This window comes from Mesorhizobium sp. WSM4822 (genome assembly GCF_055811155.1).
In genome coordinates, this window is record NZ_JBVVQM010000022.1 from 40,605 (window position 1) to 56,643 (window position 16,039).

A 16,039-nucleotide genomic window follows, 5' to 3' on the forward strand; every position below is an offset into this window, starting at 1 on the left:
CAGAGGGTTCTTCTCAGTTAAGGCGCCAGAGTGCTCTTGCGGACAGGGACTGCATCTGTCGTGCCAACTGTGAAACCGTTGAAAACAATGGGATGACTCTAGTAGCGCTGTGTCACATGGCCGACATAGTCAACAATCCGACAGCGAGCGCACCCGTAGTGGCCGGATCAAGCTCCGCCGGCGAGTTTGGCGACACAGTCAGAACTCAGGCACCTCAAATGACTTGGCTGGACCGCTACATCTTCGCGCCGGACCGCTTAAACGCTCCCGGATCCAATTGGCGGACGACACCACGACTCGATGCCGCCATGAAGGAACGAAGCGTCTGTGGGCTAGACACCAGAGCGGGAAAAAAATCGAAGTCCGAGGGCCGTTCGGCTGGCTTTGATGGTTGGTCAAGCCCCTGCCACCGCGCGCATCCCGACCGCGTGCTCCAGGTGCAAGAAGCTTCCAAAGGCCCGGCGTGAGCACCACCGCAAAGGAATTGCCCACCTCGCCGTTCGTGCTTTGAGGTCCGCTAAACAGTCGGCTTACCTGTACACCTATACAGGCTGCCATAGCCCGGAACTTGTCCTCCAATGGCGGGAGCTTCCCCTAGGAGACCTCCCATGACTACGCTTACAACGCCCGCGCTACCACGACCTGCGCACAATCAACGTACCCACCGCCGCAGCATGGGGTCTTCAAGGAACGTTAGGAACGTGGCGAAGGAGCCGACCACTGGCGTCCAACCAACTCACTTGGCCTGCTCGGGCCATGCTGGCTGCGCTGGTTCGATCAAGTCAACGCTATTTGCCTGCGTGATCTGCCCCGAAGGGTGCCGACCCCACACACTTCGACGAAACACATCCATTGGGGGTTGGTTGCTCGGGCGCCGGTGTTTCGCCAACCGGCATGATGTTTCGACCTGCCTGGGGGCGGGCAGGGGAGCACAACAATGCCTGCAGTTCTCGTGAAAGGCGCAGACGAGGCGGATTGGCGCGATGAAAGATCATACGATTACACTGCTGGTCTGACGCCTCGCGAGTGGGCTTGGGAGTTCTTACGTCGCAATCCAGCATTCCAGCGCGACGTGATCGCTGCAAGCCAGCACGCCAGTACTTTGTCCTACGGACGCTCTCTCGACGTAGTCTCGTCGACCGGTAACCTGTCACGGTGGGGCGTCCTGTTTCGCCGAGTCTTACGAGCGCAATTCGGTCGTATTCTGGTCTCCGCTGTGGTGCGCTCATGTGCTGCCGGTGATTGCAGAACAGCTGTCTGCTTGGTCGGCGACAAGGCCGTTCGAGCTCTCGGCATTGCAATGCCGTGCGGCGGTCCTGCTGGCGCCAGACAAGGGCCAGCATGTTATTCTTCGCAATGGGGAGCACACGCTCCAGCTCGCCGTCTCTGGCGCGGATATCCTGCGCCCCGTTGCCCTCCGTACCGAGGCCATTTGGCCAGCGACCCTTTCGAAGCACCGCCTGCGGGCGCTCGAGTGCCTCAATGCCTTAAACTTGGGTCAGCGCCTGCCCGCCCGCTTGTTGCCCTCGGAAAAACGCGGTCCCCGTTTGACCTTCGTTCTTCGTGCGCTCGACGGATCGCTTGCTGGGGCGTCACATCGCGAGCTCGCCGAAGCGCTGATCGGTCAACGGCGCGTCCATGCCGACTGGAGGGATCCTCGCGATCATCTGCGCGACCGCATTCGCCGTGCTGTCACCCGTAGCCGCGCCCTCATGCATGGAGGGTACAGGGATTTCCTTCTTTGAAAAGGTACAGTTCGACCTTGTACATCAGATGGCGAATAGTTCGAAGCTACGACCGGTCACCGCCAGTTCGCCCGGTCGGCGGCGAACGGCCTTACAGGTGCGCTCTGGTTCAGGAACAGTCGATCCTGAGAGGCATGTTCGACATTGTCCCATAGGTGACAATGTCGAGTACGCTAGAAAGTGCTGTCGCGTTGGGTGGTCAAATGCTTTTTGCCTGGCACGGTACATGCACGCTCAGCAAAACGTACGCACCGAGTGGTTCCCCCCGCCACGAAGGTCGCGGACTTACGCCACCTCCCAAGGCGTACCCGGCCCGGCAGCGAGTTCAGTCTCCTGCCGGGCATGCGGGTTCAGACGTGCTTGCGTTTAGGACTTTAAAAAGAGCCGCAATGTTTCGCGTTCGGCTCTGTGGGCTGGTGCCCAAAGGAAGTCGAGGTGGCGGAACTTGCCGCAGCGTTTGACATGACTACCTAAATGAAGCGCAAGGCCTAATAAATTGTCACACTTCGAGCGCGGTCGTTGTGGCTCCGTGTTCACGGCAGCGACTGTTTCGGCCGTTGCCAACTCGAGATCCCGCCTTTGAAGTAAATGCGGAAAGGCTCACTACGCAGCGTAGTCTTGGCACCTCATATCTGATCTTCGTCAGCACACGCGACGGAGCGTGAGGGCGGCAGGCGAACCTGTGGAGAGACAGGTTTCGCGATCGCATCGGTGTCACACCATGGGATGGTCAAGGAGCACGTATTTGGAAGGCGCGATGCTTGAACCCAATACCTGCGGCAGGCCGATTGCTCAATTGAAAGTTGTCTTGAAGCGCTTCGATGCCGCTCACTACCCGCAGCCGCCGAGCCGCCTATTCCTCGGCAGTCCGTCGGCTGCGCTATTCAGCGGCCGCGCTGTTGCCCGTTCTGTTCACCACAAAAGCGAGGCGCAACCACTCCCTAATGAGCAACGCGCCCACGGCTTACGGGCTGTGGAATTTGTGCGCCAACGGCTGAGCAGATCGACGTCGACGAACTCGTCTGTCAGAGCGATGCGATACGACCAACAAACTGCGTAGCGTCCACGTATAGGATCGCCTCCGAAGCACGCGGCGAAGAAAATGGGTCAAAACTCCAGTGGTTGAATGACACCCTTCTTGTTGTTTGAAGCCATGAAGAGGTCGGGCGTGATTTTCGCAGCGAACGCATCTGGTTCGATCCAACCTGACCCATTCGCTGGACGCAGCCTACTTCGGCGCATGCGGCTCTTCGGTCGAAGACTGCTTGCTTCATAGAGATCAGAAACGGCCTGCATTGGACGACATGGGTTCACTTCAACTAGGTTGTCACGCTTATCACTTTCTTTGCGGCCAGCTGTTGCTCCAGAAATGCCCAGGCTGAACGGCCGCCATTCGGAATGTAGCGGGAGCGTTCAGTTTTCGTGTAGTGGTCGTTGGGCTTATTGTTTCGCTACGATCTCGCCCAGATCGGCAAGGCACTCGACCACGTAGTCCGGTCTGAATGGAAACCGCTCTATGTCACCGCGTTTGGTCACCCCCGTAAGCACAAGGGCTGTTTTCAGGCCCGATTCCAGCCCTGCGAGCACGTCGGTGTCCATGCGGTCACCGACCATGATCGCATCGACAGCTCGTACTCCCAGCCGATCGAGCGCGTTGCGCATCATGAACGGGTTCGGCTTGCCGACGAAGTAGGGCTGACGGCCGGTGGCCTTCTCGATTAGTGCTGCGACTGCCCCGCACGCCGGATGGGAGCCCCGCTCGGTCGGGCCAGTCGCATCCGGATTGGTGGCGAGAAAACGCGCGCCCTTCGCCACAAGCTCGGCGCCAGTTGCGATCTGCTCGTAATGATACGAAATCGTGTCTCCGAGGACCACGAAATCGGGGGCAAACTCCGTTATTCGGCAGCCTGCCTGCCGCAGGGCCTCAACCAGACCGTGGTCACCAATGACATAGGCAGATGATCCGTGCTTTTGCAGTTCCATGAACCGCGCGGTGGCGAGCGCCGATGTGTAGATGTGCTCTGGCTGTACTGCGAAGCCAACCGCTCTTAGACGCTCGGCATGATCTTCGGGCGTGAAACGCGAGTTATTGGTGAAGATCTGAAACGGCTCGCCCCTGGCGATTAGCCCGGCGACATAGTCGACCGAGCCAGCGATCGGTTGGCCGCCCCGGACCAGGACCCCGTCCATGTCGAGCAGATGCGCTGTAATCATTGGATCTCAACCTCAATCTTTCGTGCATGCAGGGCCTGGGCACGTCTTGTGTCACTGAATGTTCTCCAGGCGAGAATGCCGGCGACTGTACCGATTGAGAGCGATGCGCGAAGGGCGCTCAGCTGGCCGGGCGGCAATAAGGAGGCTGCGTCGTAAACGTGTCGGTGGCACCCGCTCACCGTGCGGACGCCCAGCACCGTCGGCTTGACGACATTCGCTGCGTCAGCGCAGTTGATGGACAGTCGCGTTCCATTTTCAGTGAACCACTAGCCTGGCAAGACGTGCCGCGCTTGGATAGGGTGAGCAACCGACAGTCCGTTAGCGGCGGCTTGCCTCGTGGCCGTAGAGGCGTTCATTTAGCTGGGCGTCTGGATCTCACTTAAGGCGCGCAGGCCAGGGGGCGCGGTGAACGACCCGAAACCAGCCGCAAGAAGATTCGCCAGAGCGCTCGATCATGCCTTTGGTTAATTTGCGCCTGAGGTATCATCCCCATAGAGATCAGATGCCGCCCATGCAGAGGTATTTCATTTCGAGGTAGTCTTCGAGCCCGTGACGGGATCCTTCTCGCCCAATGCCGGATTGCTTGATGCCCCCAAAGGGCGCCGCTTCCGAAGACATTCGCCCCGTGTTGATGCCGACCATGCCGTATTCCAATGCCTCGGCAACGCGCCAGACACGCTTCAGATTCGAGGCATAGAAATACGCGGCGAGACCGTAGATCGTGTCGTTGGCCTCACGCACAACCTGATCCGCATCATGGAAGCGAATGATCGGGGCCAGCGGCCCGAAAGTCTCCTCTTGCGCAACCGCCATAATGCCGGTGATTTCAGTGAGGACTGTGGGTTTGAAGAAGGTCCCATCCTTGCCGATGCGTTCGCCACCGCATCGAATTGCGCCACCCTTGGCAACGGCATCTGCGATGTGGGACTCGATCTTGGCCAAAGCATGCACGTCGATGAGCGGTCCGACGTCCACTGCCGGAGCGAAGCCGTCGCCAACCGACAAAGACCGGACTTTCTCCACGAATTTTTCAACGAACTCATCGTGAACGCTCGATTGGACGTAAAGACGGTTCGCTGAAACACAGGTCTGCCCGGCGTTGCGGAACTTCGCCTGGATCGCGCCGTCAACCGCAGCGTCGATATCGGCGTCGTCAAAGACGATGAACGGCGCATTGCCGCCGAGCTCGAGGCTGACCTTCTTGATCTGGTCCGAACACTGGCGCATGAGCAGCCTGCCAACCTCGGTCGAGCCTGTAAAGCTGATCTTTCGGACCTTCGCGTTGGAGCAAAGTTCACGTCCGACGCCATCACCTTCAGACGCATAAATTAGGTTCACCACGCCGTCGGGAAAGCCGGCTTGGTGGGCGAGGGCGAACATTGCACCTGCCACGAGCGGCGTCTGTTCAGCAGGCTTAAGTACGATCGTGCAGCCCGCCGCCAGGGCCGGCGAGATCTTGCGCGCCACCATCGAGGCCGGGAAATTCCATGGCGTAATCGTGCCGACCACACCAATGGGCTGCTTGATCACCAGCATGCGACGGTCTGTCGACGGTGCGGAGATCGTCTCGCCATAGATGCGATTGGCTTCTTCGGCGTACCATTGCAGATACGCGGCCGCGTGCGAAACCTCCGACTTGGCTTCGGCAAACGGCTTGCCCATCTCTGCAGTGAGTATCGCGGCAAGATCATTGGCGTGGTCAATGATCAGCTCATGCCATCGCCACAAAACGTCACTGCGTTCTCGGGCGGTCAGCGCAGCCCAACCAGGCTGCGCTACATAGGCCTTGTCGATCGCAGCGCGTGTCTCCTCCACGCCCATGTCGGGAAGTGCCGCCAGGACCTCACCGCTCGACGGATTGAGGACCTCGAATGTCCGCTCGCTAATCGGCGTGCCGAGCGCCGGCAGGCGATCAATGGCGCCAAACAGGTCCGGGGATTTCAAGTGGCGGATCATCGGCAGGCACAGAGGCAATACCGTATTCCTTTCAATGCGGCTGATATTTAGGTCGACAGGGCGTCTGTGTGTACTGCGCGCCCTGTCGGTCCTGATAGCGCCTCGGACAGAGGGCCGGAAGACCATTGTACTCACCCTGAAGCCAGAAGATTGAACCGTTCTAGTCGAATCGATTCCGGTTCTCACCAGGTGCAACCTCAAGAATGGCCATCGGCTTCCCCACCGCGGCTGGTTTTGCGCATCACGATAGGACTCCTCGGCCAAAGCGACGGTGAGGCTGCATTTGATGATCACTCGACAAAACTGGGGCGGAAGGTTCCTGTCCGAAGAAGTTGCTTTTCTTCCAAGCTTCTTTTGGGGCATCTCTCAGCGCGTTTGAGGCTTTGTGTTGATAGCCGCGGCCGTGCTCGAGCCTAAGTAAAATCGCTGGTCCTAACGGAAGTTGGCGCCATCACGCTTGCGCGAGGAGAGCACTGCCTGCAGTCGCACATGACCTTGAACCGGTGAGACAGGCGACATTACCCAATCAATGACTCCATAAAATACTCAAAAGAGACGAACCTGGTTGCGGAGTATGTCGGATACGCTGGCAGGCTCAACCCAACCGCAAGATCCGCTTCGGCCCCCGCGGCTGAGGATCCCTAGTTGGAAAACAGCATCCTCGTCGGAGGCCTTGGCTCGTGTCCCGCCTTCTGGGTCTATACTGTCACTCTCGCGGCTGCCGTCTTGACTGATCTTGTCTTTGCAGCCGGGCCCGTGTCTCGGCCCTTTGCCTCGGCACAAGCTGCTCCTTGGGTTACTTCTTTTCCTCGAGAGGCGCTCTTAGATCTGCCGACCGGCTCGCACGTAAACAGAGATCCCAACTTCGCTTCTACGGGAAAGTTGGAATCCCTTGCCTGCCAATTGTTAGGATTCAGCTTTTACGCCGTTCCGAAGACGATCGGCGCGGACCTTGGCAGAGCGTGAGATTGCCGGTCGTCATGGAACATCGGCAAGCCCCGGGCCAATGCCCAAAATGGCGGGCTCGGCCGAAAGCAGCTTCTTCGCCGCCGCCCTGACCTGGTCGATCGTCACTTGTTGGATGAGGGCTTGGCGGCGCTCAATGTAATCTATGCCGAGCTTGTCAAGTTGCAACGCGAGAAGCGTGGCTGATACAGATCTGGAGGAACCCAGATTGTGGATAGCATAGGCGCCGATCAGATGCTTCTTGCTCGCCTCGAGCTCGGCCGCTGTTGGGCCCGTGTCCGCCAGCTCGTTGATCAATTGTCGTATCAGGCCGAGCGTCTCGGCCGCCCTGTCGGCGCGCGTCGACGTGGTCACCACAAGCGTGTTGGAATGCTGGTGGCTTTCCAAGCTAGAGGAGACACCGTAGGCAAGGCCACGCTTTTCGCGCACTTCCTGGAACAGCCGTGAGGTAAATGGCGCACCCAGTATATCGTTTATCAGCTGCGCGGCGTAGAATTCCGGGTCGCTGCGTCCGATGCCGGGAAAAGCCAGGTGGAGCGAAGTCTGGGGTAGGGCGTAGGCGACCAAAGTCAACCGGCCGAGCTTCGGGGTGACATCAGGCACCTGCGCAAGGGCCTGTTTCTGGGGCAAATCGCCGAACAACTCGTCGAGCCTTGCACTCAGGGACTTGGCATCTATGTCGCCCACGACCGCGACGTGCAGCCCGCCGCGGGCGAAAGCGGCCTTGTGGAAGGCGCTTAGATCGGTGGGCGTTATGCGGGCCAGGCTTTCCTTGGTACCCTCGGGCGGCCTCGAATACGGGTGTGCGCCGTAGATACTGCGTCGCCACGCATCCACGCCGATCGCGTGAGGTTCGCGCTCGTTGGCGATGATGCTGGAGAGAAGCTGAGCGCGGATTCGGTCAAAGGGTTCCTGATCGAAGCGGGGCCTGTTCAACGCGAGCCTGATGAGATCGAAAGCGGCGTCCTGGCGCAGGGAAAGCATGCGCACCGAGCCATAGATGCCGTCACGCCCCGCGTGGAAGCCCATCTCAGCGCCGGCATCATCGAGCCGCACCTGAAAGGAGTCGCCGCCGTAATCGCCTGCGCCCTCGTCGAACAAGCCAGCCATCAATTTGGCAAGCCCCTCCTTACCGGCTGGGTCTTGGCTGGTGCCGCCGTCAAACACGAACTGGAGCGTCATGATCGGCAGCGTATGGTCTTCCACCAGCCAGGCGGTGATCCCCTGTTCAGATTTCACCTCCTGGATGTTCACGGCAGCCCGCGCGGCAAGTGCCGGGAATACGAGGAACAAAATAGCAAGGCAAAGCACGGCCAGCGAAGAGGCGAGGCGCCGGCCCTGTCCAAAAGGAGAGGGCAACGCTCGTGGAATGGCCCTGCGGTAGAGGTTCGTCATCATATCAATTTTCCTTGGGCAGGAGATAGCCGGTGGTCGAATGGTCGGACACGAGGTAGCGGGCGGCAACGGCCCTAACCTGATCGGCGGTGACCTTGCGGATGCGGTCGGGCCATTCCTCGACGTCCCTGATGCTGCCGCCGGTGGCGAGTGTCTTGCCGTAGATGTGGGCCATCGAACGCTGGTTGTCGCGGGCGAAGATCATCGAGCGGACGAAACGATCCTTGGCCTTCTCCAAATCGCCTGATGTGACGCCGTCCTTGGCGATGCGTGCTATCTCGGCGTCGATGGCGGCCTCGACATCCGCAAGCTCGGCGTCGCCGCGCGGCCAGCCTCGGATGCTGAACTTGCCAGCATCCAGCATGGTGCCCTGGAAATCGGCGTAGGCCGCCGCGGCAATACCCTGCTTAACGACAAGCTGCTGGTGGAACCGGCTGCGGCTGCCGCCGCCGAGGATCTCCGCCAGGAGGTCCAGCGCCTCGGCTTCGCCGGGCTCGGCGGTGCTATAGGACGGCACCACCCAACGTCTGGAGAAGAGGGGGACCGAAACGCGGTCGTCGCTCAGCGTCAATACGCGCTTGGTGTTCTGCACCGGCTCAGACGCGCGCTCACGCGGCGGCAATTCCGGTCCACGCGGGAGCTTGCCATAGGTCCTCTCGGCAAGCGCCATCACGCTCTCCGGTTCGACATCGCCCGCCACCACCAGCACGGCATTGTTCGGCCAGTAGTATTTGTAATAAAACGCGACGGCGTCGCTGCGATTCAACTTCTCGATCTCGTGCATCCAGCCGATCACCGGGATGCGGTAAGGTTGGCTCTGCCAAAGCGTCGCATTGACCTCCTCGCCGAGCACTGCCTGCGGATTGCTGTCGATGCGCGAGCGGCGTTCCGCGAGGACCACGTCACGCTCGGTGGCTATGACATTGTCGGTCAAGACGAGGTTGCGCATACGATCGGCCTCGAAACCCATCATCTGCTCCAATGCCGAGGGCGGCACCGTTTCAAAGAAGGCGGTGTAATCGTGTGAGGTGAAGGCGTTTTTCGAACCGCCGATCTCGGCCACTGCGCGGCTCAATTCGCCGGCGGCATGATTGGCCGTCGCTTTGAACATCAGATGCTCGAAGAAATGTGCGATGCCGGACTTGCCCGGGGGTTCGTCGGCGCTGCCGACCTTGTACCACACCATATGGGTGACGATGGGCGCGCGGTGATCGGGGATGACGACGACCTCCATGCCGTTGTCGAGCAGGAAATTTGTCACTTTGATGTCATCGGTGGCCGCCAGAACCGGAGCAGGGGTGGTCACAAACGACAGCGCGGTCGCAAAGAGTGTCCCGCGCAGCCAGCCCGACCGAAGATTTACCCATGGCTCCTGTTGTGATGACCGGGTGATGGGCAAGGTTCCAGGTGAAGTGAGTTGTCCCTCATTTTCAAGGTGCTGCGTCCTCGTCGCCCTCACTGGGAGAAGGCGGATCGGTGGGCAGCGCCGGTCCAGACGAGCCCTCACGATGCTGCCGGACCCGGCTCGGACGTCAGTTTTAAGTAGGTCGGCGAAAGGTGGGGCGGCATTTTTCTGTTTGGGGATCATGGGACGACTCTCCTGCGCGTTTGCATGAACCGCGCACGAGCCGTGCCAGATGGGAAGCCGTTTCGGCGATCCGATTCACCCGGAGCCTGTGTTGCATACCTCCGACATTGTCCCACGTCAGACACCGCCGACGGGGAGCGCTTCACGTTAAAGAGGTTGCTAGGTGCAATACCATTCGCAAAGGGGCGCGAACATGGTGACGTTAGCGCGCGCCCGTGGTTGCTGGTCGTCAGCGTGCTCTTGCTACCATCGGCCGATCGGAGGTCCCCCAACACGGCTCCGAACCGGCGATAGACGCGGTTCTGGAATTTACCGGAGCGTTGCAGAACCTATGTTTGCCATTCGGAGCGCCAGCGCGGGAGACGCTTCCGTGACAGGCGGTCATGATGGAGCTCTCGAGCCGATTTGCGATTTGACCCGGGCTTTTGCTATTTTCGCTTTTGCTGCCCCTATAATCTCGGATATGAAGCGGACCTGGCTTATAGCCTGCCTACATTGAATGGTTACAAAGGAATACGCTATGGCGACTGGAACGGTGAAGTGGTTCAACAGCACCAAGGGATTCGGTTTTATCCAGCCTGACAACGGAGGTCAGGACGTTTTCGTCCACATTTCCGCTGTCGAACGAGCGGGCCTTTCGACCCTTAACGAGGGCCAGAAAATCAACTATGAGGTCGAACAGGACCGGCGTACCGGCAAGTCCTCAGCAGGCAGTCTCAGCAAAGCTGGCTAATCTTTTTCTGCTTCTGCCCGGCAAGAGCCGGGCAGAAGGGCCACTGGCCGCCTCATATGAGTGGGCAAGAACACGGATCTCCCGCTGACCGGGCGGCGGATTGCAGGAAGCTGCTGAGTTCTACTGAAACAGATGTTTGCAAGTGAAGAGGGCCGGTCCAGCCCTCTTATTGTCTGCAGTAGATTCTTGCGTAGCAGATGCCGACGGCAACCGCGCGCATCGGAACGAATCTGGACAAATGAGATCAGGCTGCGCTTGTTGTGTGCCTGGTCGCTTCACACCATCAATACTATATTTTCGGTCATGAACCCCTGCGTGTGATTTTCATGAATGAGGGCTCTGACGCATTCTCGATCGATCGTGCCGGGGAAATGAACCAGCAATTCAGCCATCCTCCAGCCATCGACACCTCCGGAATCAAAGAGGGCAGGGTACATTGGCCCTGAGGGGACCTGGACCCATCAAGCCTCGCTGGACCTCTTTGGTGACCAAGTTGAACTCCTCCCGTTCAGCGGCGGATTGTTCGAGGCATATGAGAATGGCTGCGTGGAGGTTGCATGCGTCCCAGCTACGACCTCTCTGGTCGGAACCACTCCCTACCTCGACCAAGTTCTGCGCTTGACGTCTCCCAGGATTGTCGCCGAGTACCCTAAGATCCTGAGCTACAGCCTCATGGGCCAGCAAGGATGCGAGTTTCTCGACGATCACTAAGGTGGTGGGCCACCCCGTGGCCCTGCAGGAAGTTGCCAGGTGGCTCGACGAGAACATGCCCAATGCCGAGCGAGAGAGCCGTAGGGGAGCGACATCTTTCGTGGCTGAGCAAAACTCTCCCTGGATAGCGGCGTTTGGTCCTGCGCTGGGTGCCAAGCTGTACAATCTTCAGATATTGCGAGCAGGAACTGAAGAAGGCCTGCATAACGTTACGCCGTGGTGGGTGCTCGGGCGCAGCACCCCTGCGCCGACAGGATTTGACCGGACAACACTTCACCTCCGCGTTTCAGAGCAAAATCTCAGTCGTGTCCTGAACAGGTTCTCGAAGGACGACTTGGCCGTTCTCAATGTCTATCAGCGTCCGACATGCGAGCGGCTGGACACCCATCACTATGTCGTCGATGTCGCTGGCGCTTTTTGACGCACCCGGCTTTGGCCGCGTTGGCGGAGATTGATGGCCTGAGAATTCTCGGATCGTACCCACGTGGCGATCAGCTTTGGCCAGGCTAGTCCCGCCCCTACCCCAACTGTTGATCCTCATTACTGACGAACAGGGGACCGCCGCATCGAAACTTGATGCGATGTACACGACCGTGCCTCGGGAAATGGACGAGATCATCGCGCGGACGATCTTTCGTCCGCCCTAATTTCTCGCCGGCGAAACGGTGGTATTCATAGGCACGGATGTCGACCGGCGGGCATCTCGCGAAACCAGTCACCGTTGTACGTCTGTGACGCTGCGGTACGCTTGCCGAGGGAAAGGTCAAACACTTCAATCCGCGCAGGGCGCCGTGACCGGGGCCGGCGGCGGCTTGACGAGCAGGCCGTTTGGCACGAGCTATCGCTTTGGCACCTCACGATGTTTGGCTGTGCTATGGGACAACCCGGTCGAGAAAAGCATCGAATGCGGCAGCAACAGCGCGAATGACGAATCGATGCTCCTGACGCACCCGAATGAAACCCTTTTCGATGTCCATTATCCCATCCTCGGCCAGCTTCGCCAGGCGTTCGGTAGCCGAATCGAGAAGGCGAGTTGGATCGAATCCATAGGTCGCACAAATTGCCGGCACATCGGCCTGCAAATCGCACATCAGCCGCTCGATGATTGCGGCTCGCACGCGGTCTTCGTCTGTGAGCCGGCAGCCTCTTGAAGTCGCCAGACGGCCAGCTTCTATGTGCCGGCTGTAGGACTCACGTGTCACCTCATTCTGGACGTAACCCTCGCCGACCCGCCCGATAGAGGACGCACCGAAACCGATCAGGGTTTTGCAGGTGTCGGCCGAGTAACCCAGCGAGTTACGCCGTAGGCGACCGCTGGTCTGCGCCAGCGTAAGTTCGTCGTCCGGCAAGGCGAAATGGTCCAGGCCGATCTCACGGTAGCCGGCCGCAACCAGCGTCTCTGCCACGGCGGCAGCCTGTTCGGCGCAGGCGACGCTGTCCGGCAGCGCAGTCTTCTCGATCAGGCGTTGATTTTTTATCACCGATGGAATGTGGGAGTAGGCGAACACCGCAAGTCGGCTGGGACGCATGGCGACAGTCGCCGCCGCAGTCTGGACGCAGGACTCTAGCGTCTGGTTCGGGAGACCGAAAATGAGATCGAAGTTGATGCCGCTTACGCCATGCCGGCGCAGCTTTTCGACGGCAGCGGCCGTCTGCGCCTCGCTCTGGACCCGGTTGATCGCTCTTTGAACGATCGGATCAAAGCTCTGCACCCCCAGACTCGCGCGGCTCACGTTCGCTGCTCCCAACGCTTCGGCGATCTCGGCTGTGAAGGTGCGCGGATCAATTTCGACTGCGATCGTGGCGGCTTCCCTGAACGCGAAGCGGCGGCGCAGGAGTTTTATGGTGGCCAGGAACTCGGCCGCCCCGATCAGGGTTGGGGTTCCACCGCCGAAATGCACGTCATTTACTACGAGCCCCTGCTGCACTTTCTCCGAGACCAAACGGATCTCGTCACGCAGAACGTCCAGATAGTTGAGGATCGGCCCCTGATTGCGGGCAATCGTGGTTGGAAAGCCGCAAAACCAGCACATCGATTGGCAGAACGGAATGTGCAGATAGAGCGACACCGAATCGTCAGCAGGCAGACCTCTGAGCCATTCCTTATAGCTTTCGGCCCCGACGCTGGCGGTGAACTCCGCTACAGTCGGATAGATGGTGTACCAAGGCAGGAGAGCTTCGCGATATTCTTTCAGGATAGAGGTCTGCAACGGTTTCCGTCCCAAGCTGAAAAGTTGGTCCTTTTACCGCTTCGGTCTCCTGTGTCTCTGCGCTATGTCAGTTCCATTCCGCTTCGCGGCGTGTAATCACACCGTGCAAGGAAAAGGCGGGATTTTGATCCCGCCTTTTCGAGTGTTTCGCTCACATCTTGCTGATCGAGCCGCCAGCCCCACAACGGGTCTGGATGGAGGAAGTCACGCTGGTACCTTCTTTCTAGACCGCTTCTCGGGCGTCGAGACCTCAGGCTCTTTCGGTTTGCGGCCGAGTCCCATCGTCTTGGCCAACGCAGAGCGCGCAGCCGCGTAGTTCGGCGCGACCATGGGATAGTCTGAAGGCAGACCCCATTTGGCGCGATATTCGTTGGGGGTCAGCCTGTAATGGGTCGCCAGATGACGCTTTAACGATTTGAATTTTTTGCCGTCCTCAAGGGAGACAATGTAATCCGGCGTCACCGATTTTCTGATCGGGACGGCCGGCGTCAACGCCGTCGGCTCTTGTGCCGAGACGCGACCGGCGGCCGTGCGTTTCAAAGCTTCGTGCACCTGGCCGATCAGGGTAGACAGTTCGCCCACCGGAACCGGATTGTTGGAAACATAGGCTGAGACAACATCCGCGGTAAGATCGATGAGGTTGTTGGCTTTTTCAAAGTCTTCTTCTGACATGAAACTCTCCGGTGGATTGGTTTGCGGAGCGGTCGCTTCTAGGGGTGATTCCCGTTAAAAGCAACAAATCTCGCGACAGCATTGTTCGTTGCTCGTCCAGGATTGAGGTTTATAGCGCCACTCCACGCTGTCGTGACACTAATCTGCGCGGCAATCGCTGTCCATAACTGCGACGGTATCCGCGTTCAGCCCCGATCTCGTCGGTCTGAAGTGCAAAAGAAAGACGCAGAAGGCTCGTAAAGCACCAAGAGCCGTGAATGCGCCGGGCGCAGCTTGCGCGTATGGATTGGCCTTGCGGCAGTGGCGACAGACCACGAAACCGAACAAACCCTCAGGCGAACAAACAGCGATTGCGCGCACCCACCATTAAAATCCGCCGTCGGGCGAAGAACCGCAGTCACTGTTCCCGCCGCTCGATTGGCTTGGACGGCAGACACGATTCCCTCGATCCGCTGATCTATCGCAGGGCGTTCCCGGGCCGCATGTGGACAATGGCTCCCGTGCACATCCTAAGGACTCCATTTATGAAAACTCTATTCCCTGCGGGGGCTGTTGCATTGGCGGCAGCCACAGCTTTTGCTGCGCGGTCCATTCCGCCAGACCTCAGAGAAACGGCACTGGCCATCTTCAAGCCCTTGCCGTCCATACCGGCGGTTACCAACAACCCGAGCACGCCGGAGAAGATTGCCCTCGGCAAAGCCCTGTTCTTCGATCCGCGCCTCTCGGCCTCAGGCGTTTTCTCCTGCAACTCGTGCCACAACCTGGCCACCGGCGGCGACGACAATCGTGAAACTTCGATTGGCCATGGTTGGCAGAAGGGGCAGCGCAACGCGCCGACGGTGTTTAACTCTGCCTTTAACAAATCACAGTTCTGGGACGGTCGCGCCGAAGACCTGAAAGCTCAGGCCAAAGGGCCGATACAGGCCGGTGCCGAGATGGCCAACACATCGCACCAAGTGGTCGAGACGTTCAAATCGATGCCGCAATATGTGGAGTGGTTCCACTCAGCTTTCCCGGGGGAGGTCGACCCCATCACCTTCGATAACCTAGCCACCGCACTCGCAGATTATGAGGCGACGCTGGTCACGCCGGCCCCCTTCGACGCCTACCTCAATGGCGATGACACCGCCATCGGCCCCGAAGCGAAAGAGGGCCTGGCCCTTTTCATCGAAAAGGGCTGCTCATCCTGCCATTCCGGTGTCAATCTTGGTGGGGACGGTTATTATCCATTCGGCCTCGTTGAGAAGCCTAGCGCCGACATTCTCCCCGAGAATGACAAGGGACGATTTGCCGTCACCAATTTACCAGAGGATTCCTATGTCTTCCGTGTGCCGTCGCTGCGCAATGTAGCAATCACCGCGCCATACTTTCATTCGGGCAAGGTCTGGGACCTGGGCAAGGCGGTCGCGATCATGGGCACCACCCAGCTTGGCGAAGAGCTAACCCAAATCGAAATCGATCGGATCGTTGCCTACCTTCATTCGCTGACCGGAAAGCGACCGGAGATCACATATCCCATCTTACCGCCTGAAACGCCCACAACACCTCGGCCTCGATCCTAGCATTGGAAAGCAGACGATGGGGCCTGTGAGCATTCCTTGACCGATCTGGGCGAATTGCTACGAGCCTCGTCCGATTGGGCCGCCTACGTCGCCGACCATTCGGCTCACGTTGGAGGGGAGCCATTGCACCAGCCAGCTCCCAGGCGAGGAGATCGCCGACAGCCAGGCGGTGTCCATCACCACCTTCGCAAAGTTAAGCCGGCCATCGCCCTACCAGTCCATCACCACCTTGCCGGAACTGCCGCTGCGCATCGCATCGAAGCCGGCCTGAAAATCGTCGATGCCGA

The 16,039-nt window shown here is 59.3% G+C and carries 11 protein-coding genes and 2 pseudogenes; 7 read left to right on the top strand and 6 right to left on the bottom strand.

Annotation, left to right across the window (positions count from 1 at the left end):
• Nucleotides 1-937: 937 nt before the first annotated feature.
• Both AC0L3E_RS32070 and AC0L3E_RS32075 read left to right on the top strand, forming a co-directional pair.
• A pseudogene (locus AC0L3E_RS32070) lies at nt 938-1,114 on the top strand (transcriptional regulator domain-containing protein); the annotation flags it as partial.
• A 115-nt stretch (nt 1,115-1,229) separates the two neighbouring features.
• On the top strand, nt 1,230-1,745 hold the full coding sequence (locus AC0L3E_RS32075) for a DUF2285 domain-containing protein (protein WP_473606575.1): 516 nt from the start codon (nt 1,230-1,232) through the stop codon (nt 1,743-1,745).
• 1,440 nt (nt 1,746-3,185) lie between these two features.
• On the opposite strand, the gene AC0L3E_RS32080 is transcribed toward AC0L3E_RS32075, so the two are convergent.
• The 4 genes from AC0L3E_RS32080 to AC0L3E_RS32095 all read right to left on the bottom strand — a co-directional run bounded on the left by AC0L3E_RS32080 (nt 3,186) and on the right by AC0L3E_RS32095 (nt 9,537).
• Nucleotides 3,186-3,959 (bottom strand): HAD-IIA family hydrolase, encoded by a 774-nt coding sequence (locus AC0L3E_RS32080; RefSeq protein WP_473606576.1) that lies wholly within the window; start codon nt 3,957-3,959, stop codon nt 3,186-3,188.
• A 498-nt stretch (nt 3,960-4,457) separates the two neighbouring features.
• A complete protein-coding gene (locus tag AC0L3E_RS32085) occupies nt 4,458-5,915 on the bottom strand; it encodes an NAD-dependent succinate-semialdehyde dehydrogenase (protein ID WP_473606583.1) in 1,458 nt (485 codons plus the stop codon).
• A gap of 978 nt (nt 5,916-6,893) precedes the next feature.
• Nucleotides 6,894-8,279, bottom strand: coding sequence for a M16 family metallopeptidase (locus tag AC0L3E_RS32090; RefSeq protein ID WP_473606577.1), 1,386 nt, complete (start codon nt 8,277-8,279; stop codon nt 6,894-6,896).
• Between the two features lies 1 nt (nt 8,280).
• Entirely contained in the window at nt 8,281-9,537 is a 1,257-nt protein-coding gene (locus tag AC0L3E_RS32095) for a M16 family metallopeptidase (RefSeq protein ID WP_473606578.1), read from the bottom strand.
• Between the two features lie 847 nt (nt 9,538-10,384).
• On the opposite strand from AC0L3E_RS32095, the gene AC0L3E_RS32100 reads away from it, so the two are divergent.
• From AC0L3E_RS32100 to AC0L3E_RS32110, 3 genes and pseudogenes are all read left to right on the top strand, one after another.
• A complete protein-coding gene (locus AC0L3E_RS32100) occupies nt 10,385-10,597 on the top strand; it encodes a cold-shock protein (RefSeq protein ID WP_008874821.1) in 213 nt (70 codons plus the stop codon).
• A gap of 435 nt (nt 10,598-11,032) precedes the next feature.
• Complete coding sequence (locus AC0L3E_RS32105) at nt 11,033-11,308, top strand: prephenate dehydratase domain-containing protein (protein ID WP_473606584.1); 276 nt, start codon at nt 11,033-11,035, stop codon at nt 11,306-11,308.
• Nucleotides 11,289-11,729 (top strand): annotated as a pseudogene (locus AC0L3E_RS32110) (prephenate dehydratase domain-containing protein); the annotation flags it as partial. The gene AC0L3E_RS32105 and the pseudogene AC0L3E_RS32110, both read left to right, overlap by 20 nt.
• Before the next feature lie 451 nt (nt 11,730-12,180).
• Here AC0L3E_RS32110 and hemN read toward each other — a convergent pair.
• The gene (gene hemN / locus AC0L3E_RS32115; RefSeq protein ID WP_473606579.1) at nt 12,181-13,518 is read right to left on the bottom strand and encodes an oxygen-independent coproporphyrinogen III oxidase; all 1,338 of its coding nucleotides are present in this window, start codon (nt 13,516-13,518) and stop codon (nt 12,181-12,183) included.
• 204 nt (nt 13,519-13,722) lie between these two features.
• The gene (locus AC0L3E_RS32120) at nt 13,723-14,190 is read right to left on the bottom strand and encodes a Ros/MucR family transcriptional regulator (protein ID WP_473606580.1); all 468 of its coding nucleotides are present in this window, start codon (nt 14,188-14,190) and stop codon (nt 13,723-13,725) included.
• 524 nt (nt 14,191-14,714) lie between these two features.
• On the opposite strand from AC0L3E_RS32120, the gene AC0L3E_RS32125 reads away from it, so the two are divergent.
• On the top strand, nt 14,715-15,752 hold the full coding sequence (locus tag AC0L3E_RS32125) for a cytochrome-c peroxidase (protein ID WP_473606581.1): 1,038 nt from the start codon (nt 14,715-14,717) through the stop codon (nt 15,750-15,752).
• A gap of 36 nt (nt 15,753-15,788) precedes the next feature.
• The coding region (locus AC0L3E_RS32130; RefSeq protein WP_473606582.1) for a hypothetical protein at nt 15,789-16,039 on the top strand (251 nt) is incomplete at its 3' end.